The organism is Caldimonas tepidiphila, assembly GCF_003569765.1.
GTDB lineage: Bacteria > Pseudomonadota > Gammaproteobacteria > Burkholderiales > Burkholderiaceae_C > Caldimonas > Caldimonas tepidiphila.
This window is the reverse complement of record NZ_QXMG01000063.1, coordinates 1-20,400: the sequence shown is the minus strand read 5'-3', so window position 1 is coordinate 20,400 and position 20,400 is coordinate 1. Positions and strand designations below refer to the sequence as shown.

21 protein-coding genes are annotated in these 20,400 nt (G+C 72.3%); 16 read left to right on the top strand and 5 right to left on the bottom strand.

Translation table 11 applies throughout. The features are described 5' to 3' along the window. Window positions 1-24 precede the first annotated feature (24 nt). Window positions 25-537, top strand: coding sequence for a formaldehyde-activating enzyme (gene fae / locus D3A59_RS21290; RefSeq protein WP_119157338.1), 513 nt, complete (start codon window positions 25-27; stop codon window positions 535-537). A gap of 97 nt (window positions 538-634) precedes the next feature. On the opposite strand, the gene D3A59_RS21285 is transcribed toward fae (D3A59_RS21290), so the two are convergent. After that, window positions 635-1,132 (bottom strand): dihydroneopterin aldolase, encoded by a 498-nt coding sequence (locus tag D3A59_RS21285; RefSeq protein ID WP_240636162.1) that lies wholly within the window; start codon window positions 1,130-1,132, stop codon window positions 635-637. A 234-nt stretch (window positions 1,133-1,366) separates the two neighbouring features. Between D3A59_RS21285 and D3A59_RS21280 the strand changes: the two genes are divergently transcribed. The 5 genes from D3A59_RS21280 to D3A59_RS21260 are packed head-to-tail and all read left to right on the top strand — an operon-like array spanning window position 1,367 to window position 6,608. Beyond that, window positions 1,367-3,376, top strand: coding sequence for a sigma-54-dependent Fis family transcriptional regulator (locus tag D3A59_RS21280; RefSeq protein WP_119157337.1), 2,010 nt, complete (start codon window positions 1,367-1,369; stop codon window positions 3,374-3,376). A gap of 34 nt (window positions 3,377-3,410) precedes the next feature. After that, complete coding sequence (locus D3A59_RS21275; protein WP_240636161.1) at window positions 3,411-3,977, top strand: flavoprotein; 567 nt, start codon at window positions 3,411-3,413, stop codon at window positions 3,975-3,977. Continuing rightward, window positions 3,956-5,350, top strand: coding sequence for a DUF6513 domain-containing protein (locus tag D3A59_RS21270; RefSeq protein ID WP_119157335.1), 1,395 nt, complete (start codon window positions 3,956-3,958; stop codon window positions 5,348-5,350). The genes D3A59_RS21275 and D3A59_RS21270 overlap by 22 nt, the downstream gene beginning before the upstream one ends. Then, entirely contained in the window at window positions 5,347-5,922 is a 576-nt protein-coding gene (locus D3A59_RS21265; protein WP_119157334.1) for a DUF447 domain-containing protein, read from the top strand. Before D3A59_RS21270 ends, D3A59_RS21265 begins: the two co-directional genes overlap by 4 nt. Beyond that, complete coding sequence (locus tag D3A59_RS21260) at window positions 5,919-6,608, top strand: (5-formylfuran-3-yl)methyl phosphate synthase (RefSeq protein WP_119157333.1); 690 nt, start codon at window positions 5,919-5,921, stop codon at window positions 6,606-6,608. The genes D3A59_RS21265 and D3A59_RS21260 overlap by 4 nt, the downstream gene beginning before the upstream one ends. A gap of 73 nt (window positions 6,609-6,681) precedes the next feature. Here the strand turns inward: D3A59_RS21260 and D3A59_RS21255 are convergent, their stop codons facing one another. Genes D3A59_RS21255 through D3A59_RS21245 form a run of 3 tightly spaced genes read right to left on the bottom strand, consistent with a single transcriptional unit; the run spans window position 6,682 to window position 9,300 of the window. Further along, window positions 6,682-7,278, bottom strand: a complete 597-nt coding sequence (locus D3A59_RS21255) for an amino acid kinase family protein (RefSeq protein WP_119157332.1) — start codon at window positions 7,276-7,278, stop codon at window positions 6,682-6,684. After that, window positions 7,278-8,363, bottom strand: coding sequence for a hydantoinase/oxoprolinase family protein (locus D3A59_RS21250; protein WP_119157331.1), 1,086 nt, complete (start codon window positions 8,361-8,363; stop codon window positions 7,278-7,280). The genes D3A59_RS21255 and D3A59_RS21250 overlap by 1 nt, the downstream gene beginning before the upstream one ends. Further along, window positions 8,350-9,300: an ATP-grasp domain-containing protein gene (locus D3A59_RS21245; protein ID WP_119157330.1), complete on the bottom strand. Its 951-nt coding sequence runs from the start codon at window positions 9,298-9,300 to the stop codon at window positions 8,350-8,352. Before D3A59_RS21245 ends, D3A59_RS21250 begins: the two co-directional genes overlap by 14 nt. 18 nt (window positions 9,301-9,318) lie before the next feature. On the opposite strand from D3A59_RS21245, the gene D3A59_RS21240 reads away from it, so the two are divergent. The 10 genes from D3A59_RS21240 (at window position 9,319) to D3A59_RS25555 (ending at window position 19,801) form a co-directional block, all read left to right on the top strand. Then, window positions 9,319-10,017, top strand: coding sequence for a HisA/HisF-related TIM barrel protein (locus tag D3A59_RS21240; RefSeq protein WP_119157329.1), 699 nt, complete (start codon window positions 9,319-9,321; stop codon window positions 10,015-10,017). Window positions 10,018-10,284: 267 nt separating this feature from the next. Further along, the gene (locus tag D3A59_RS21235; protein ID WP_119157328.1) at window positions 10,285-11,565 is read left to right on the top strand and encodes a molybdopterin-binding domain-containing protein; all 1,281 of its coding nucleotides are present in this window, start codon (window positions 10,285-10,287) and stop codon (window positions 11,563-11,565) included. After that, window positions 11,562-13,253 (top strand): formylmethanofuran dehydrogenase subunit A, encoded by a 1,692-nt coding sequence (locus D3A59_RS21230; protein ID WP_119157327.1) that lies wholly within the window; start codon window positions 11,562-11,564, stop codon window positions 13,251-13,253. Before D3A59_RS21235 ends, D3A59_RS21230 begins: the two co-directional genes overlap by 4 nt. A 13-nt stretch (window positions 13,254-13,266) precedes the next feature. Continuing rightward, window positions 13,267-14,190, top strand: a complete 924-nt coding sequence (gene fhcD, locus D3A59_RS21225; protein WP_119157326.1) for a formylmethanofuran--tetrahydromethanopterin N-formyltransferase — start codon at window positions 13,267-13,269, stop codon at window positions 14,188-14,190. Window positions 14,191-14,198: 8 nt separating this feature from the next. Next, complete coding sequence (locus D3A59_RS21220) at window positions 14,199-15,002, top strand: formylmethanofuran dehydrogenase subunit C (protein ID WP_240636160.1); 804 nt, start codon at window positions 14,199-14,201, stop codon at window positions 15,000-15,002. Between the two features lie 40 nt (window positions 15,003-15,042). Continuing rightward, window positions 15,043-15,576 (top strand): formaldehyde-activating enzyme, encoded by a 534-nt coding sequence (fae, locus tag D3A59_RS21215; RefSeq protein WP_119157324.1) that lies wholly within the window; start codon window positions 15,043-15,045, stop codon window positions 15,574-15,576. 76 nt (window positions 15,577-15,652) lie between these two features. Continuing rightward, a complete protein-coding gene (locus D3A59_RS21210) occupies window positions 15,653-17,542 on the top strand; it encodes a bifunctional chorismate-binding protein/class IV aminotransferase (RefSeq protein ID WP_205665243.1) in 1,890 nt (629 codons plus the stop codon). Between the two features lie 19 nt (window positions 17,543-17,561). Next, window positions 17,562-17,960 (top strand): 4a-hydroxytetrahydrobiopterin dehydratase, encoded by a 399-nt coding sequence (locus D3A59_RS21205; RefSeq protein WP_119157322.1) that lies wholly within the window; start codon window positions 17,562-17,564, stop codon window positions 17,958-17,960. A gap of 4 nt (window positions 17,961-17,964) precedes the next feature. Next, on the top strand, window positions 17,965-18,627 hold the full coding sequence (locus D3A59_RS21200) for an HAD family hydrolase (protein WP_119157321.1): 663 nt from the start codon (window positions 17,965-17,967) through the stop codon (window positions 18,625-18,627). 547 nt (window positions 18,628-19,174) lie between these two features. Then, window positions 19,175-19,801 (top strand): hypothetical protein, encoded by a 627-nt coding sequence (locus D3A59_RS25555; RefSeq protein WP_157991620.1) that lies wholly within the window; start codon window positions 19,175-19,177, stop codon window positions 19,799-19,801. Between the two features lie 247 nt (window positions 19,802-20,048). Here D3A59_RS25555 and D3A59_RS21195 read toward each other — a convergent pair. Beyond that, the coding region (locus D3A59_RS21195) for a class II fructose-bisphosphate aldolase (protein WP_205665242.1) at window positions 20,049-20,400 on the bottom strand (352 nt) is incomplete at its 5' end.

Sequence of the window (20,400 nt, the reverse complement as noted above, 5' to 3'; positions counted from 1 at the left end):
CCTTTCCTCAACGGAGACAGACCCATGGCAAAGATCGACCGCATGCTCGTCGGCGAATCGCTGGTCGGCGACGGCAACGAAGTCGCCCACATCGACCTGATCATCGGCCCGCGCGGCAGCCCCGCCGAGACCGCCTTCGCCAACGCGCTGGTCAACAACAAGGACGGCTTCACCTCGCTGCTCGCGGTGGTCGCGCCCAACCTGCTGACCAAGCCCAACACCGTGATGTTCAACAAGGTCACGATCAAGGGCGCCAAGCAGGCGGTGCAGATGTTCGGCCCGGCGCAGCGCGCGGTCGCGATGGCCGTGGCCGACAGCGTCGAGGACGGCACCATCCCGCAGGACGAGGCCGACAACCTGTTCGTCTGCGTCGGCGTGTTCATCCACTGGCTGGCCGAGGACGACCAGAAGATCCAGGACTACAACTACCGCGCCACGCGCGAGGCGATCGCCCGCGCCGTGCGCTGCGAGCCCTCGGCCGCGGAGGTGGTGGCCAAGAAGGCCAACGCGACCCACCCGTTCCAGGCCGCTGCCTGAAGGAGGAGCGCCACGCTCAAGGACTGATCCGGAACGGCACCGCCCGACTTGCCGCTCACGCGGCGCGTGCCCTGGCGGGCGGTGCCCCCCTCCTCCCTCAGTCGGCCCCGGGCACCATCCCGGCACCGATCAGCGACAGCACCGCGCCGCCCCGGTCGGCGCGCTGCGCGGCCCGCGGCTCGTCGGCGCGCCGCTCGATCACCACGCCCACCGACTCCACGTCCCTGAACTTGCGCGGCTTCGCCACCGCGACCCGCACCCAGTGCGCCCCGAACTCCCGCAGCAGCATCTCCGCGATCGACTCCGCCAGCGCCTCGAGCAGCTGCACGCGGTGCCCGGCCAGCAGGCGCAGCAGCCGCTCGCGCACCACGCCGTAGTCGATCGTGTCGTGGATGCGGTCGGTCTCGCAGGCCCGCACGCGCGGCACGCCCGCCTGCAGGTCGATGCGCACCGGCTGCGTGTCGTGCAGCTCGTCCTCGAAGATGCCGATCACCGTCTCGCCGACGAAGCCGTCGATGAAGACGAGGTCCATCGGCAGCGCCACGCCGCTGGCGTCGAGGGGGGCGAAGCGGGTCTGGGGGAAGCTGGCGTTCATCGTTCGTGTCTCCTCGTGTGCTGTGAAGGTTCCTCGGGCCGCCGCCTCGGGGCGTGCGGAGCGGCAGGTCGAGCAAGATGCAGACCACGAATTGCGTCGCGGCGCCATGGAAAACCCCCTCCCCGAAGCGGGCACCGAGGGGGGGCATGCCCGGTACAGCAAAGGTCGGCAATCATGGAAAATCGACCCACGTACCGGTGCCCCAGCATCGGCACGCGAACTCCGGAGCAGTACATGAACCAGTCGCTCTCCGTGCCCGCGAGGCACACCGACCGCATCCTCGACGTCGTGCAGCGCGGGGTGCGCGCAGACGAGATCAGCGAGGTGGTCGCCAGTTCCTGGATGCGCTGCCTGCAGGACTACCGGCTGCACCCCGACCGCGCGCCGCGGCCGCCGAGCTGCCCCGTCGACGAGCTCGACGAGCGCCGCGAGCGCATGGCCGACGTCATCGAGTGCGCGCGCTACGAGATGACGACGCTGTTCCAGCAGCTCGCCGACCCGCTGTCCGCGGTGGTGCTCACCGACACCGACGGCGTGATCCTGCACATGGTGTCCTCGCCCGAGTTCGCCGACGAGCTCAAGCCCGTGGGCTTTCACGTCGGCGCGAAGTGGAGCGAGGCCGAGGCCGGCACCAACGGCATGGGCACCTGCCTCGCCGCGGCGCGGCCGATCTCGGTGCGCCAGGAGGACCACTTCTTCACGCGCTTCACGTCGCTGACCTGCTCGGCGGTGCCGATCATCGACCCGTCGGGCCGCATGGCCGCGGTGCTCGACGTCACGAGCCGCTCGAACCTGATGCAGCAGCACGTGCTGGTGCTGCTCGACATGACCGCGCGCATGATCGAGAACCGGCTGCTCGACCGGCGCTTCCGCCACGCGCACCCGGTGCACTTCCACACCCGCCCCGAGTTCGTCTACACGCTGCACGAAGGGCGCCTGGCGCTCGGGCAGGACGGGCGCATCCTCGCCGCCAACCGCAGCGCGCTGTTCCAGCTCGGCGTGCGCTCGCTCGCCGAGCTGAACGAGCGCCGCATCGACGACTTCTTCGAGACCACGCTCGACGACATCGTCGAGCGCAGCAGCGCCGCGTCCTTCCACCCGGTGGTGACCTACCGCGTCAACGGCGCGCACCGCTTCTTCGCGGTGGCGCGCCGGCCCGCGGGCGACGGGGCCGCGGCCGCCCTGCCGCGCCGGCTCGCCGCGGCCCGTCCGCTGCGGCCTTCGGCCCATGCGCCGACGAGCGGCGACCCGATCCTCGCCGCGCACCTCGAGACCGCGCGCCGCGTGATCGCGCGCAACACGCCGGTGCTGCTGCACGGCGAGACCGGCGCCGGCAAGGAGGTGTTCGCCCGCGCGGTGCACGAGCGCAGCGGCCACGCCGGCGGCGCCTTCGTCGCGGTCAACTGCGCGAGCCTGCCCGAGAGCCTGATCGAGGCCGAGCTGTTCGGCTACCGCGCCGGCGCCTTCACCGGCGCGCAGCGCAGCGGGCGGCGCGGCAAGATCCTGCAGGCCGACGGCGGCACGCTCTTCCTCGACGAGATCGGCGACATGCCGCTCGATCTGCAGGCGCGGCTGCTGCGCGTGCTCGACGAGCGCCAGGTCACGCCGCTCGGCACCGAGGAGACGCACGCGGTGAATTTCCAGCTGCTGTCTGCGAGCCACCGCAAGCTCGCCGAGCTCGTCGCCGAGGGGCGCTTCCGCGAGGACCTGTACTACCGGCTCAACGGCATCGAGCTGCACCTGCCGCCGCTGCGCGAGCGCGCCGACCGCCGCGAGCTGATCGCGAAGATCCTGCGCGAGGAGGCCGGCGGCGAGGCGCCCGGGCTCACGCCCGAGGCCGAGGCGCTGCTGATGGCGCATCCCTGGCCCGGCAACCTGCGCCAGATGCGCCACGTGCTGCGCACCGCGGTCGCGCTGTCCGACGGCGAGCCGATCGGGCTGCCCCAGCTGCCCTCGCTCGCCGGCGGCAGCCCGGCCGCCGCGCCGTCGCAGCCCGCCCCCGGCACGTTCGCGACGCCGCAGCTGCCCGCGCCCGAGGCCGCGCCGTCGATCCCCGAATCCCTCCCCGAGCCCGCGCCGAGCGGGCTCAACGTGATCCAGTCGAACGAACGGCAGGTGCTGCTGCGCCTGCTCGAGCAGCATCGCTGGAACGTGAGCAACGTCGCGAAGGCGCTCGATGTCAGCCGCAACACCCTCTACCGGAAACTTCATAAGCTCCAGATCCCCGTCACGCCGCGCGCCTGAGGCCAGCGCGACGCCCGCGACGGCCCGCGAGCCCGTGGTCGCCGCGCGCTCGCGCTTCGCCTGGACGGTGACCGGCTCGGGGCACTACCTCGAGGAAGCGATGGCGCTCGCGATGCGCCTGCCCGACGTGGACCTGTTCCTGTCGGCCGCGGCCGAGGAGGTGCTGCCGCAGTACGGCTTCACGCTCGAGGTGCTCAGGCAGCGCTTCCGCGTCTTCCGCGACAAGAGCGCGAGCTCGGTGCCGGTGGGCATGCTCTACGAGGACCTCTACCACACGGTGGTGGTGGCGCCCGCGACGAGCAACACCGTGGCCAAGTGTGCCTTCGGCATCTCGGACACGCTGCCGACCAACATGTTCGCGCAGGCCGGCAAGCTCGGCATCCCGGGCCTCGTCTTCGCGTGCGACACGGAGCCGGTAGTCGTGACGAAGTCGCCGCACGACTGGGTGACGCTCAAGCCCCGCGCGATCGAGCTCGACAACGTCGAGCGGCTGCGCCGCATCGATTTCTGCGAGGTGGTGTGCTCGCCCGCCGCGCTCGAGGCCGCGCTGCACGCGCGGCTGCAACAGCTGTCCCGCGCATGGAACACATCGTCTTCCTGACCGGCCGGCTGGCCCAGCCGGGGCTCGAGCGCGTGCTGCGGGGCCTCGACGACGCGCCCTTCACCTGGGAGGTGCGCGAGATCGGCCTGCAGGTGGCGGCGCTGATGACCGCCGACATGATCCGCCGCCGCGTGCCGGCGCCGATCGCCGCCGACCGCCTGCTGGTGCCGGGGCGCTGCCGCGGCGACGTGGACGCGCTGAGCGCGCACTACGGCATCCCGGTGCAGCGCGGCCCCGAGGAGCTCAAGGACCTGCCGCGCTTCTTCAGGCAGGCCGACAAGCCGGCGGACCTGGGCGAGTACGGCACCGAGATCTTCGCCGAGATCGTCGACGCGCCGCGCCTGACGGTCGAACAGGTCGTCGCGCGGGGACGGGCGCTCGCCGCCGACGGCGCCGGCGTGATCGACCTCGGCTGCCTGCCGGAGACGCCCTTCCCGCACCTGGAGGAGAGCGTGCGGGCGCTGAAGGACGCGGGGCTGCGCGTCAGCGTCGACTCGCTCGACACCCAGGAGCTGCTGCGCGGCGGGCGCGCCGGCGCCGACTACCTGCTGAGCCTCACCGTCGACACGCTCTGGATCGCCGACGAGGTGCGGGCCACGCCGGTGCTGATCCCGCGCGAGCCGGGCGACGAGGCCTCGCTGCACGCGGCGATCGACGCGATGCGCGCGCGCGCTCGGCCCTTCCTCGCCGACCCGATCCTCGACCCGATCCCCTTCGGCCTCGCCGCCTCGATCTGCCGCTACCAGCGCCTGCGCGAGCGCTGCCCGGAGGTCGAGATCATGATGGGCGTGGGCAACGTCACCGAGCTGACCGAGGCCGACACCAGCGGCATCAACGCGGTGCTGCTGGGCATCGCGGCCGAGCTCGACGTGCGCGCGATCCTGACGACGCAGGTCAGCGGCCACGCGCGCCGCGCGGTGCGCGAGGCGGACTGGGCGCGGCGCGTGATGCACGCCGCCCGCCGCCAGCAGACGCTGCCCAAGGGCCTGTCCGACAAGCTGATGACGGTGCACGCCAAGCACCCGCACCCCGACACGCCCGAGGAGATCGCGCAGACCGCCGAGGCGGTGCGCGACCCGAACTTCCGCGTCCAGGTCTCGCCGCTCGGCGTGCACGTCTACAACCGCGACGGCATGCGGCTGGCGCAGGACGCCTTCGAGCTGTGGCCGCGGCTCGGGCTCGAGAACGACGCGGCGCATGCCTTCTACATGGGGGTCGAGCTGGCGCGCGCCGAGATCGCGTGGCAGCTCGGCAAGCGCTACGTGCAGGACCAGCCGCTGGACTGGGGCTGCGCGTTCGAGCGCACGCCCGACGATCTCGCCGGGCACTGCGCGCCCGGCACCACGCTTCGACGCAGCAAGGAGGGGACATGAACGACGTGATCTTCGAGACGGTGGTGACGACGCAGTCGCCGCAGGGCCGCGCGCATGTCGCGCCGATGGGCGTGCGCTACGCCGGCGAGCGGGTGGTGCTGATGCCCTTCCGGCCCTCGGCGACGCTCGACAACATCCTCGCCGGTGGCCACGCGGTGCTCAACGTGGTCACCGACACGCGCGTGTTCGCCGGCTGCGTCACGGGGCGCCGCGACTGGCCGGTGCTGCCGGCCGAGAAGGTGCCCGGCGCGCGGCTGGCCTGCGCGCTGAGCCACGTCGAGCTGCGCCTCGCCGAGCACCGCGAGGACCCGCAGCGCCCGGTGCTGACGATGGAGCGCGTGCACGAGGCCCAGCACGGCCGCTTCCCCGGCTTCAACCGCGCGCAGGCGGCGGTGATCGAGGCCGCGGTGCTGGTCAGCCGGCTGCACATGCTGCCCGCGCACAAGATCGACACCGAGATGCACTACCTGCAGATCGCGGTCGAGAAGACCGCCGGGCCGGCCGAGCGCGAGGCCTGGAGCTGGCTGCTCGAGGCGATCGCCGCACACCGCCTGCGCCGGGTCGCGGCATGACGCGGCTGCTGGTGAGCGTGCGCTCGGTCGAGGAGGCACTGCTGGCCGACGAGGCGGGCGCGGACCTGATCGACCTCAAGGAGCCGCAGGCCGGCGCGCTCGGCGGCCTGCCGCACGCGCGGGTGCGGGAGATCGTCTCCGCGCTGCGCGCGCGCGGCAGCCGCCGCGAGATCAGCGCGACGATCGGCGACTGGCCGATGGGCGAGCTGCCCGCGATCCTCGCGCAGGTCGACGCGGTGGCGGACTGCGGCGTCGACTACGTAAAGGTCGGCATCGACAAGGAGGCCGGCGCGGCGGCGGTGCTGTCGGCGCTCGCCGCCTGCGGCCGCCGCGTGGTGCCGGTGTTCATCGCGGACCGGGGCCTCGACGCGGCGCGGATCGAGCAGGCCTGCGCCGGCCCCTTCCCCGCGCTGATGCTCGACACCGCCGACAAGCTCGCCGGCAGCCTGTTCGACTGCCTGGAGCGCGAGGCGCTGCACGGCTTCGTCGAACGGTGCCGGCGCTCGGGCAGGCTCGCCGGGCTGGCGGGCGCGCTGCGCATGGGCCACCTGCCGCTGCTGCGGGAGCTGGCGCCGGACTTTGCGGGCTTTCGCAGCGCGGTCTGCGACGGAGCGCGCACCGGGGCGCTCGACGCGCAGCGCCTGCAGGCGCTGCACGCGCAGCTGTGCGGTGCGCCGGCCGGCTGAGCCCCGCCGCAGCAGCCCCGCAGCAGACCCGCCTTTCGCCGTGCCGGCCGCCGACGCGCCGGCCGCGCCCGCCTCACATCGCGCAGACGTGCTCGCCGATCAGCAGCGCGCGCATGCGCTCCAGCTCGCCGCGGTGCAGCAGCTCGATCGGGAAGGCCGCGTCCGCCGCCAGCGCGGCGAAGCGGCCGTCGAGCGCGCCGGCCTGCGCGAGCTCGCCGAAGGAGGCGGCCGCATCCATCTCGCAGGACTTCACCAGCACGAGGCGCTCGGCGTTGAGCCGCCGCGCGAGCCACAGCGCCAGGCTGTCGGACGTGACCTCCCAGCTCGTCAGCTCGTCCGCCTGCTCGCGCAGCAGCTGCAGCGGCATCCACAGCGCGGTGCCGCCCTGGCGCAGCACTTTGCGGAAGTCGGCCTCGCGCAGCACCGGCTGCAGCGCGGGCGCGAGGCCCCGCAGCAGCATCGCCGTCTGCGCCATGCCGAGCACCGCCATGTTGTGCGCGGCCACGTCGTCGAAGGACCAGTGCCGCTGCGCCGCGCGCACCTCGTCCGCGAAGGCGCCGCCCCCCGGCACCAGCACCACGCGCCCGCGCCCGAGCGTGCCGAGCAGTTCCAGCCACTGCGGCAGCAGCGCGTCGCGGTTCAGGCTGCCACCGATCTTGACGACCCACATCACTGCATCTCCTGGTGGAACAGCAGCGCGACGGCCACGCTCGGCGCGCACACCTGGGCCCAGCGGCCCGATTCCGGGTCGGCCTGCGGATGCAGGCCCGCGAGCTGGTCGGCGAAGCGGCGCACGGGCCGCCCCCGCCGCGCCGCGAGCTCGACGGCGAGGAAGTCGCCGCAGCCCGCGCCGACCAGCGGCGCCCCGGCCGGCACGCCGGCCGCCGCGATCACCCGGTCGAGCTCGGCGCCGATCACCGCGAGCTGCTCCTCGCGCCAGGCCTGCGCGAAGGCGAGCCACTGCGCGTCGTCGGCGTCGCGCGCGTCGAGCCCCACCATGCGCGCGAGCCGCCGGCGCGTTGCCGCGGCGTCCTTCGCACCGCCGTCGGCCGGCGGGTAGAGGTCGTGCGCGGGGTCGAGCTCGCCGGTGAGGCGGTAGACGTCCGCGGTGGTGGCGAAGAACTCGTTCATCACGTTGCGGCGCAGGCCGCCGAAGGGGATCCGGCGCGCGAGCGCGCACAGCGGCGTGCGCACCACGCCGTGGTAGACCAGCTCGCCGCTGGCGAGCCGCGCCGCGTCGGTGGCGCCCTGCGCCGCATCGTGGCCTCCGCGCAGCGGGATCAGGTCGCAGGTGGTGCTGCCGATGTCGACCAGCACGCCGTCGCCGACGGCGCGCGCCGCAAGCCGCGCCGTGGCGCGCCAGTTGGCCGAGGCAATCGCCTCCCAGCTCGCCCCCACCCGATCCGGCCCGCACCAGCCGGCGTCCCCGGCGTGGAAGTGCCAGCCGGCACCGGGCAGCGTCGTCATGCGCTGCGCGATCCGCGTCACGCCCGCCTCGCGATGCTCGAACAGGTCGGCCATCTCGCCGGTCATCGTGACCGCATGCGCCGCATGGTCCAGCCCCGGCCAGCGCGCGGCGGCCTGCGCCAGCACCCGGTCGAGCTGCTCCAGGCCCTGCCACAGCGGGCAGGACCACTGCACGACGTCGCGCACCCGGCCGCCCTGCAGCAGGCAGGCCTTCACGTGGGCGCCGCCGACGTCCCAGCCGAGCACCGCCGGCGCGTCCGCGGCGACGGAGAGCTCAGGCCGCGGCATCGCTCGCCTCCCCGGGACAGCAGCGCGCGAGGATCTCGGCCGCGAGCGGCCGCCCGAGCTGCTGCGACAGCCCGACGAAGGCGCTCGTGACACGCGGGTTCACCTCGATCACCACCGGGCCGCGCCGCGCGTGCCAGACCAGGTCGATGCCGACGAAGCCGCGCAGCCCGGGCATCGCCCGCGCCACCTGCGCCGCGACCCGGCCGAGCTCGCGGCCGCGGGGCGAGGCCGGTGCGATCGCGTCGAGGTCCAGCCCGACCAGCGACACCGAGCCCCAGGGGTCCACGACGATGCGCTGCCGGTTGACGCTCAGCAGCTCGACCGGGCGGCCGCCCCCGCACAGCAGCGACAGGCTCAGCGCCTCGCCCGGCACCCAGGGCTCGAGCGAGACCGGCCGCCCGGCGTCGCGGCGCTGCGAGGCCGCGGCCAGCGCCGCGTCGAAGCTCGCATGCACGCGGGTGTCCACCGCGCCGGCGCCGTCGTCGGGCTTCACCACCCAGCGCGTCACGTCGGCGGCGCGCTCGAAGTCCAGCGGCGTGTTCAGGCCGTGGCGCGCAAGGTGCGCGAGCGTCGCGCGCTTGCTCGTCGCGAGCTGCACCGCGGCCGCGTCGCAGCCGATCCAGCGCGCCGGATCGACGCGCAGGCAGAACTCGGCGAGCAGCCCGTCCGTCTCCGGCGCCACCACCCAGACCCGGTCGTACCGCCGCGCCTCGCGCCCGACGAAGTCGGGCATCGACTCGCCGGCGCGCGGGGCCGCGGTGCCCGCGACCGGCGCCCCGGCCGTGGCGGGCTCCGCCAGGCACACGAGCACGTCCGGGCAGGCGGCGAGACCCGCCACAATCGCGTCGCGCATCGCCGCGCCCTCGTCCCGCAGCTGCGGATCGGCCCCGTCGCCGCCGGCGCTCAGGTGTTCGTAGACCAGGATCGTCCGTTTCATCGCCCTGCCCGTCGCCCCATGCAAATCATTCCCGTCATCGACCTGCTCGCCGGCCAGGTGGTGCGCGCGCTCAAGGGCGAACGTTCCACCTACCGCCCCATCGAGTCGCCGCTGTGCGGCAGCAGCGAGCCGCGGCAGGTGGCCGCGACGCTGCTGGCCCATTGCGCCGCGCGCCGACTGTACGTCGCCGACCTCGACGGGCTGCTCGGCGGCGCGCCGCAGGCCGCGCTGCTCGCGCGCCTGCTGCGGCAGCTGCCCGGCGTGGAGTTCTGGATCGACGCCGGCTTCGCCGACCGCGACGCGGCGCAGTCCCTGCTCGCCGCGCTCGGCCCCGAGGCGCAACGCGTCGTGCCGGTGTTCGGCAGCGAGTCGCTCGCCTCGCCCGAGGCGCTCGCGCGCTGCATGGCGCCGCCCGCCGCGGGCGTGCTGTCGCTCGACCGCCGCCACGAGCGGCCGCTCGACCCGGGCGGCTGCTGGACCCGGCCCGGGCTGTGGCCGCAGCGGCTGATCGTGATGACGCTCGACCGCGTCGGCAGCGACGCCGGGCCGGACCTGGACACGCTCGCCGAGGTGCGCCGGCACGCGCCGCACGCGGAGCTCGTCGGCGCGGGCGGCATCCGCGACGCGGCCGACTTGCGGGCCGCCCAAGCGGCCGGCGCCGACGCCTGGCTGGTTGCCAGCGCGCTGCACGACCTGCGGCTGCCGCGCGCGGGCTGAAGCCGCGGCGGTCGCGCGGTCCGGATCGTCGGTGCTCGGGGGTTCATGCCCCGGGCCAAACACGAACCGTGCCATCGCTGCCGCGCGGGCGGCGCCGGGACGGCGCAGCGCGTGCCGCCGGCGCGCGTCACACAGTGTTGCAGCGGCGGTGCAGTGTGGCCGCCCCGCCCCGCACAGACTGTGGCCGCGGCGGCACGCCGCCCCTGCGCGCGGCACGCATCCCACCGGCGGGGCGGCATGGCACATCGATTGCGTCCGGGCGCGGCCATGGACGACATCCGCGCCCCGCTCCCGACCCCGGCCGACCCGGTCGCGAGCCCCTGGACCTGCCCCTTCTGCTCGCTGCATTGCGACGCCTTCGGCGTCGAGCCGACCCGCCCGCCGCGGCTGGTCGGCAGCGACTGCCCGCGCGCGCATCACGGGCTGAGTCACTTCGCCAACGGGCCCGCGACGGCCGCGACGGCGCGGCTGCACGGCGCCCCGGTGCCGCTGGAGCAGGCGCTCGACGCCGCGGCGCAGTGGCTCGCGCGCAGCCGCCGCCCGCTGTTCGGCGGGCTCGCCACCGACGTGGCGGGCGGCCGGGCGCTGTACCGGCTCGCGGCGCGCAGCGGCGCGATCGCCGACCACGCCCACGGCCGTGCGCTGATGCACGCGGTGCGCGCGCAGCAGGACCGGGGCGTGCACTACACGACGCTCGCCGAGATCCGCAACCGCGCCGACCTGATCGTCTGCCTCGGCACGCAACCGAGCGAGCACTACCCCGAGTTCTTCCGCCGCTGCGGCATCGGCGAGGAGCTGCTGCCGGCACGGCACCTCGCCTTCGTCGGCGCGGCCGCCGATCCGGCGCTCGACGGGCTGGCCGGCGTCGGGAGCGAATCGGTCCCGCTGCAGGGCGAGCTGTTCGAGACACTCGCGGTGCTCAACGCGCTGGTCGCGCAGCGCCCCGTGCCGCGCGCCTCGGCCCCGCTCGCGGCGCTGGCCGAACGGCTGCGCGCCGCGAGCTACGCGGTGATCGTCTGGGAGGCGGGCCGGCTGCCGCGCCACGGCGCGCTCGTCGCCGAGGGCGTGCACCAGCTCGTCGGCACGCTCAACCGCCACACCCGCGCCGCCGGCTTCTCGCTGGGCGGCAGCGACGGCGCCTACGCAGTGAACCAGGCCTGGACCTGGCTGTCGGGCCTGCCGCTGCGCACGAAGGCCGGGCCGCTCGGGCTGGAGCACGAGCCGGAGCGCTTCGACGCGCAGCGCCTGCTCGACGAGGGCTCGGTCGACCTGCTGCTGTGGGTGTCGAGCTTCGGGCCCGGGCTGGTCCCGCCGGCGCTGCGCCTGCCCCGGATCGTGCTCGGCCATCCGGCGCTGCCGCTGCCGCACGAGGACGGGAGCGTCTTCATCCCGGTCGCGACGCCCGGCATCGGCGCGGCCGGCCACCTGTTCCGCACCGACGGCGCCGTCGTGCTGCCGCTTACGCCTCTGTGGCAGGACGCGCTGCCCACCGTCGCCGAGGTCCTCACGCTGCTGAACCAGCGGCTCGATGCCGGGAGGCCCGCATGAGCACCCTTCGCCTGCGCGGCGGCCGCCTCTACGACCCGGCGAACGGCGTCGACGGCGAGCGGCGCGATCTCTGCGTGCGCGACGGCCGCATCGTCGAGCTGCGCCCCGACGAGCCGGTCGACCGGACCTTCGACATCGCCGACTGCATCGTGATGGCCGGCGGCATCGACATGCACACCCACATCGGCGGCGGCAAGATGAACCTCGCGCGCACGATGCTGCCCGAGGACCACCGCGCCGGCCGCGAGCCGGTGCCGCTGCCGTCCAACCCGCTGGAGCTGGCGTCGTGCGGCATCTGCTCGCCCGGCACGCTCGCCACCGGCTACCGCTACATCGAGATGGGCTACACCAGCGCCTTCGAGCCGGCGATGGCGGCGAGCAACGCGCGCCATACGCACCTCGAGATGGGCGACATCCCGATCCTCGACCACGGCGCCTACGTGATGATGGGCAACGACGAGCTGTTCCTGCAGATGCTCGCGCGCGGCGAGGACTTCAGGCGCATCCGCGACTACGTCGGCTGGACCGTCAACGCCACCAAGGCGATGGGCGTGAAGGTGGTGAACCCGGGCGGCATCTCCGCCTTCAAGTTCAACCAGCGCCGCCTCGACGTGGACGAGGGCCATGCGCACTGGCAGGTCACGCCGCGCAAGGTGCTGCACACGCTGGCTCGAGCGATGACCGAGCTCGGCATCCCGCACCCGCTGCACATCCACGCGAGCAACCTGGGCGTCGCGGGCAACATCGCGTCCACGCTCGCGACCATCGACGCGCTCGAGGGCCTGCCCGGGCACCTGACGCACGTGCAGTTCCACAGCTACGGCACCGAGGGCCCGCTGAAGTTCTCGTCGGCAGCGCTGCAGCTCGCCGAGGCCGTCAACGCGCACCGCAACGTCTCGGTCGACGTCGGCCAGGTGATGTTCGGCCAGACCGTCACCGCCTCGGGCGACACGATGCGCCAGCACGTGAACTCGGGCGTGGCGCACCCGCGCAAGTGGGGCGCCGCCGACATCGAGTGCGACGCCGGCTGCGGCGTGGTGCCCTTCCGCTACCGCGAGCAGAGCCACGTCAACGCGCTGCAGTGGGCGATCGGGCTCGAGCTCTTCCTGCTGATCGACGACCCCTGGCGCGTGGTGCTGAGCACCGACCATCCCAACGGCGGCCCCTTCGGCAGCTACCCGCACCTGATCCGGCTGCTGATGGACAAGACCTTCCGCGACGAGCAGCTCGCGAAGCTCCACCCGGATGTCGCTGCCACCGCCGCGCTGCGCGAGATCCGCCGCGAGCTCACGCTCTACGAGATCGCGATCCTGACGCGCGCCGGCCCCGCGCGGCTGCTCGGCCTGCGCGACAAGGGCCACCTCGGCGCGGGCGCGGCGGCCGACATCGCCGTGTACCGCGAGGACGCCGACGCCGAGGCGATGTTCGCGACGCCGGAGCTCGTGTTCAAGGACGGGGAGCTCGTCGCGCGCGCCGGCCGCGTCGTTGCGACGCCGGTGGGCGGCACGCATTTCGCGACGCCGGAGTTCGACCGCGGCATCGAGCGCACGCTCGCCGACTACGCGCGCCGCCACCTGACGGTCAACCCCGCGCACGCCGCGATCGGCGAGGACGAGCTGTGCGGCTGCTGCCGCGGCGGCAGGCTGCTGCCGACCGAGTGCTTCCAGCAGCTCGACACGACCGCCTGAAGGAGCACCCTGCATGCAGATGAACGGCGTCGAGATCGACGACAGCTTCGCGGAGGCCTTCCCGATGAAGGCCACGCGGCTCGTCGTCACCGCGCACACCCCCGCCTGGGCCCGCAACGCGGCGCTGGCCGCCACCGGCTTCGCCACCTCCGTGATCGCCTGCGGCTGCGAGGCCGGCATCGAGCGGGAGCTCTCCCCCGAGGAGACGCCCGACGGCCGCCCCGGCGTCGCGCTGCTGTTCTTCTCGATGTCCGGCAAGGAGCTCGCGAAGCAGGTCGAGCGCCGCGTCGGCCAGTGCGTGCTGACCTGCCCGACCACCGCCGTCTACGCCGGCCTGTCGGAGGGCGAGGCGATTCCGCTCGCGAAGAACCTGCGCTTCTTCGGCGACGGCTGGCAGATCTCGAAAGTCATCGACGGCGTGCGCTACTGGCGCGTGCCGGTGATGGACGGCGAGTTCGTCGGGCAGGAGACCACCGCGGTCACCAAGGGCGTGGGCGGCGGCAACCTGCTGCTGCTCGCGCGCGACACCGACGCGGCACTGCTGGCGGCCGAGACCGCGGTCGCGGCGATGCGCCAGGTGCCCAACGTCATCATGCCCTTCCCCGGCGGCGTGGTGCGCTCGGGCTCCAAGGTGGGCAGCAAGTACAGATCCTTGAGCGCCTCGACCAACGAGGCCTACTGCCCGAGCCTGACGGCGCTCGTGCCGCGCAGCGTGCTGACGCCCGAGGTCGGCTGCGTGATGGAGATCGTCATCGACGGCCTGAGCGACGTGGACGTGGCGCGCGCGATGCGCGCCGGCATGCTCGCGCTCGTCGGCCCGCACGCGCCGGGCGCCGGGGCCGGGCTGCTGCGCATCGGCGCCGGCAACTACGGCGGCAAGCTCGGCCCCTTCCACTTTCATCTGCGCGAACTGATGCGCGAGGGGAGCGGGCAATGAGCGCATGTATGTTGATCATGAAGCAGGCGCCCGCGCTGCGGGTCGATCTGCGCGCGGTGCAGCCGGCGCGGCTGGCCGGGATGCCGGCCGGCGAGATCGAGCGCCTGGCGGTGCCCTGCGGACGCGAGATGGTGCCGCTGGCCGAGTTCTGCCGCGTCGTCGCTGGCGGCGAGGACACCGGCACGTTGGTGCTCGACGGAGACTTCTCGCGCTTCGACCGCATCGGCTGGCAGCTCGCGGGCGGCCGCATCGAGGTGCGCGGCGCGGCGGGCGACCATGTCGGCACCGGCATGAGCGCGGGCGAGATCCGCGTGCACGGCGACGCCGGGATGTACGCCGGCTGCGAGATGGCGGGCGGCCGGCTGGAAGTCGCCGGCAGCGTGGGCGACTTCGCCGCGGGGGCCCTTCCCGGCAGCATGGACGGCATGCGCGGCGGGCTGCTCCTCGTGCGCGGCCATGCCGGCGAGCGCTTCGGCGACCGCATGCGCCGCGGCACCGCCGCGGTGCTCGGCGATGCGGGCGACTTCCTCGGCTCGCGCATGGTCGCCGGCACCATCGCCGTCGCCGGCCGCGTCGGCGCGCACTGCGCCTGGGGGATGCGCCGCGGCAGCATCGTCTGCGCGGGCAGCGTCCCCCCGATCTCCCCCACCTTCGCCGAGACCGGCGCGAACTTCGAGGTCGCCTGGCAGTTGATCGCGCGCGACCTGGCGCGGCTCGGCGGCCCCTTCGAATCCCTGCCGCGGCGGCGCCTGCGGCGCCACGCCGGCGACCTCGCGGTCGGCGGCCGGGGCGAGCTGCTGCTGCCCGCCTGAACCCCTTTTCCCTTCCCACCTCTCCGATCCGAAAAAGACCATGAGCCAGAACTATCTCTTCCATGCCGGCGAAGCCACCGTCCTCGCGGCCGAGGGCCAGTACACCGACGCGATGCCCGAGATCCTGATCGGCCGCACCGACGGCCCGGTGGGCCAGGCCTTCGCGAACATGATGGCGCAGAGCAAGGGCCACACCGCGATGTTCGCGATCCGCGCCTGCAACCAGCTGGTGCGCCCGGCGACGATGGTGGTGCCCAAGGTCACGCTCAAGGACATGGCCAACATCGACCTGTTCGGCGGCGTGGTGCAGTCGGCCACCGCCGACGCGGTGGTGGACTGCCTGATCGAGGGGGTGATCCCGAAGGAGCTGGCCAACGAGCTGTGCATCATCAGCCTGGTGTGGATCGACCCGCGCTGCGCCAAGGACCCGAACCTAGACAAGAAGGACATGTACCGCACCAACTACGAGGCCACCAAGCTCGCGATCCGCCGCGCGCTCGCCAACGAGCCCTCGGTGGAGGAGCTGATCGCGAACCGCCACAGGATCAAGCACGACATGGACGACTGGAGCTGACGCGAGCCGGGTCTTCGCGCGGCGCGGCACGCGAGGCCGCGCGATGTGAGAATCTCGGCCCTTCACGATGTCCGCCATGACGAGCCTTCCGCCCCCTGTCTTCGCCCTGCTCGACGACCGCGACGCCAGCCCCGCGCGGCCGGCGAGCCGCTTCTACACCGGCTTCGTGCGCGAGCACCGCTGCACCGACCCGGCGACGCTCGACGCCACCTGGGCCGCAGTCGAGGCCGACCAGCGCGAGGGGCTGCACGCGGTGGTGCTGGCCGACTACGAATGGGGCGCGAAGCTGCTCGGCGCCGGCGAGCGGGCGCTGCCCGCCGACGACGCCTCGGCGCTGCGCGTGCTGATGTTCCGCACGCTGCAGCCCCTGTCGTGCGAGCAGGTGGACGACTGGCTGCGCTCGCTCGACGGGGCGCGCGACGCGCCGGGCCCGGCCGGCGTGCTCGACCTCGAGGACAGCGTCGATCGCGACGGCTTCTGCACCGCGATCCACCGCATCCACGAGGCGATCCGCGCCGGCGAAACCTACCAGGTGAACTACACCTACCGGATCGACGGCCGCGCGCACGGCAGCCCGGCCGCGCTCTACCGCCGGCTGCGCGCGCGCCAGCCGGTGCCCTACGGCGCCTTCATCTCGCTGCCGGTGGACGGCGACGATGCGCCGCAGTACGTGCTGTCCTGCTCGCCCGAGCTCTTCCTGCGCCACGAGGCCGGCGTGCTGACCGCGCGGCCGATGAAGGGCACCGCGCCGCGCAGCGGCGACGCGGCGCGCGACGAGGAAACGGCCCGCTGGCTCGCCGCCGACGTGAAGAACCGCGCCGAGAACCTCATGATCGTGGACCTGCTGCGCAACGACCTGGGACGCATCGCGCGCACCGGCTCGGTGAAAGTGCCGGCGCTGTTCTCGGTCGAGTCGCACGCGACGGTGCTGCAGATGACCTCCACCGTGCAGGCCGAGCTCGCCGTCGGGATGAGCTTCCCGGAGCTGCTGCGCGCGACCTTCCCCTGCGGCTCGATCACCGGCGCGCCGAAGCACCACACGATGGAGCTGATCGCGGACTTCGAGAGCACGCCGCGCGGCCTCTACACCGGCTCGATCGGCTGGATCGACGCGCCGCAGGACGGCGCGCGCTGCGGCGACTTCTGCCTGTCGGTCGCGATCCGCACGCTGACGCTCGGCGCCGCGGACGCGGACGGGCTGCGGCCGGCGCGGCTGGGCGTCGGGGCCGGCATCGTGCTCGACAGCGAGCCGGACGCCGAGTTCGACGAATGCCGGCTGAAGGCCCGCTTCCTCACCGGGCTGGACCCCGGCTTCCAGATCTTCGAGACGCTGCTCGCCGATCGCGAGGGCCGCCTGCAGCACGTGGCGCAGCACCTGGACCGCCTCGCCACGAGCGCCGCGGCGCTGGGCTTCCGCCTCGATCGCGACGAGGCCGGGGCAGGGCTGGCCGCGCATGCGGCCGCGCTGCGCCCCGGGCCCGGGCATCGCGTGCGCCTCGCGCTGTCGCACGACGGCCGCCTGCAGATCACGAGCGCCGAACTCGCGCCGCTGCCCGCGGGGCCGGTGCGGCTGCTGCTGTCGGCCGCGCCGGTGCGCCGTTCCGCCGTCTTCGCCGCGCACAAGACGACGCTGCGCGACGACTACGACGCCGGCGTGCGCGAGGCCGAGCGCCGGGGCGCCTTCGACACGTTGTTCTTCACCGCGGACGGGCGGCTCACCGAAGGGGGGCGCAGCAACGTCTTCGTGAAGCTCGACGGCCGCTGGTGGACGCCGCCGCTCGCCGACGGCGTGCTGCCCGGCACGATGCGCGCGCGGCTGCTGGCCGACCCGCGCTGGCAGGCCGGCGAGCGCACGATCCGGCGCGAGGAGCTCGCGCGCGCGCAAGGCATCGTGGTCTGCAATGCGCTGCGCGGCGCGCTGCCCGCGCAGCTGCTCGAGGCGGCGGCGGAGCTGCAGCCGCACTGATTCGGCAAGGAGGTGTGCGATGACGCAATCCCAATGGCGCAGGAAGACGGGCTCCGACGAGGTCTACTCCCCCGAGGAGATCGAGGCGCGGCTGAAGGCGGAGCTGCCGCAGTGGTATTTCGAGGACGGCTGGATCCGCCGCAAGTACAGGACGAGCGGCTGGAAGAGCACGCTGATGGTGGTCAACACCGTCGGCCACCTCGCCGAGGCGGCCTGGCACCACCCGGACCTGACCGTGTCCTACGCCTTCGTGACCGTGAAGCTGATGAACCACGCGGCCAAGGGCGTGACCGACAAGGACTTCGCACTGGCGGCGAAGATCGAGGAGGTGGTCGGCTGGCAGCCGGGGCGGGACGAGGGCTCGCCGCTGGAGGGCACGCCGGACGACCCGCGCTTCAGGTATCTCAAGTACGACTGAGCCGATGCGGCTCGCCCTCTTCGACCTCGACCACACGCTGATCCCCTTCGACAGCGGCATGGCCTGGACCGGCTTCCTGGTCGGGCGCGGCGTGCTGCCGCCGGACGCGGACGAGCTCTACCTGTCGCACTGCCGGCAGTACGTCGAGGGCCGGCTCGACATCCGCGCGCTGCACCGCGCGACGGTCGCCCCGCTCGGCGCGCATCCGCGCAGCACCGTCGCGGCCTGGGCCGCGGAGTTCGAGGCCGCGGTCGCGCCGCGGCTCGTCCCCGGGATGCAGGAACTGGTGCGCCGCCACCGCGAGGCCGGCGATCTCTGCGCGCTCGTCACCGCGACCACCCGCTTCATCGCCGAGCCCTTCGGGCGGCTGTTCGACATCCGGCACGTGCTCGCGACCGAATCCGCCTGCCTCGCCACGCCGGACGGCGGCTACAGCGGCGAGATCGACGGCGAGCCCTGCTGGCGCGAGCACAAGGTCGCGCGGGTGCACCGCTGGCTGGCGCAGGCCGGGCTGCGCCTCGAAGACTTCGAGCGCAGCTGGTTCTACTCCGACTCGGCGAGCGACCTGCCGTTGCTGGAGGCGGTGACGGATCCGATGGCGGTGCGGCCGGATGCGCGGCTGAGGGCGCTGGCTCTCCAACGGGGATGGCGCATCCTGGAGGCGTGAGCTTCTTGGGAAGCGTGGCCGCCTCGGGCGGGGGTCTTTTCCAGTTCCTCTCGATTCCCAACCTCCCCAGAGCTTCCGGGAAAACCCTCGGTCGAACCGCTCGACATTTCTCCTTCCCACGCACCGAACAAACTTTTACGCGTCGGATTACCTGACCGGGATTTGGAGGGAATGGATGGAACGGAACGCTTCCCGGCGTTTTCCACTCGACCTATCGGTCGATCATGGAACATAAGCAATCGGAATTGCTATTACCCATTTGGGTAGTTCCCTTTCCTTGAGCAGTTGTTATCGAGCAGATATCTCTACTGCCAGAAATTTAGACACCAAAACCAATTACGAAAATGCATTCTTTTCTCGGCCTAACACCTTGCCATCGCCCTTATGAACACGGGTGTTTCCCCCAAGAAAATCCTGCATTAGAGACATATCAATCCAATGGGAAAATATAACTTCCTCCGCATGACATCCAATACCCTGTGAACGTCTTGCCTATTGCTTGCTGCGCTTGTGAAGCAGACAAAGAATCAATCGCGGCTTCAAAAACATGAAGCCACCTGCCGGCGCCTTCGTGCACCGACCTGATTCTTTTTCCTATCTGGAGGATATTATGCTTCGTCATTTCACATTGCCGGCGATTGCCTGCGTGACGGCAGTAAGCGCATGGGCAGCGAACCCACATTTCATTTTTGCGAACGGGAGCATCGACAATGACGGCGCCTTGGTAGTTAATTTCAAGGAGGCGGGACTCGGGAACAGCACGGAGAGGAGTTACCTACTGACTGCTTCTGCGACAGCAATCTATCAGTGCTTTAATAACGGCAATCAAAGGCCACATGGTCAACCGTTTCAAGTAACGGATCAGAACCTGACTGCAACAGGAGATTACAGCAGTGGCTTGAATGGACAAGTGACTGCCTCTCTGGAGGCCGGGCCACCCGCCGCAAGCCCCACGGAGGCTGCGCAAAAGTGCCTCAGCGGCGGCAACCGGAAGCTCTGCCTGAGGGAAGTGACCTATACAAGCGCCATCTTGGAAGGGGGCTACACTGTACCAGAAGGACAGATACAAACCTATGATGACCGCACCGATGTCAACATAAGAGAAAATACACTTCAATTTCCAACCCCGACCCGGCAGAACCCGAACCCGGACAACTGCCAGTCCAGCCTCTGACCTTCCGCGGGACAGATGGTGAATCCTGGCTCGGAAATTCCCTCATGCAGACCAACGGCACGACCGAGCTCGAATCAGAAGGTAATCATGGAACCTGAGGGAAATTTCCCCTGGGGAGACGGGCAGATCGAATCCTGCTGAACAAAACTGACGCAGCAAAAATCCGCGACTGCAGCCTGAAGGGCTCTGCCGGAGCCCACCTCTCGCCGTCGCCGGAAGCTGATCCGGGTCCCTGCCCTCTGCGGGCTCAGTGAAGCCCGCCGGGGGCAGGCCGGGCCTTCTTCCCCTGCCCCCCGCACCCGGACGCCTCGAAGCGCTCGATGCACAAATCTCGCGCCGCGACCGTCGCGTCCTTCAGGAACTTGCGCGGGTCGAACTCGCCCCGGTCGCGCGTTATCGCGCGGCGCATCGCACCGGTCATCGCGAGCCGGATGTCGGTGTCGATGTTGACCTTGCGCACGCCGTGGCGGATGCCCTCGCGGATCTCCTTGATGCGGTCGATCGCGAGGATGTCGCCGGTGGGCTGGCGGCTGAACTTGTAGGGTACGTATTCAGCCGGGGTGCTGAACTGAGGATCAGCCGGCGGGCTGGGGCAGGAG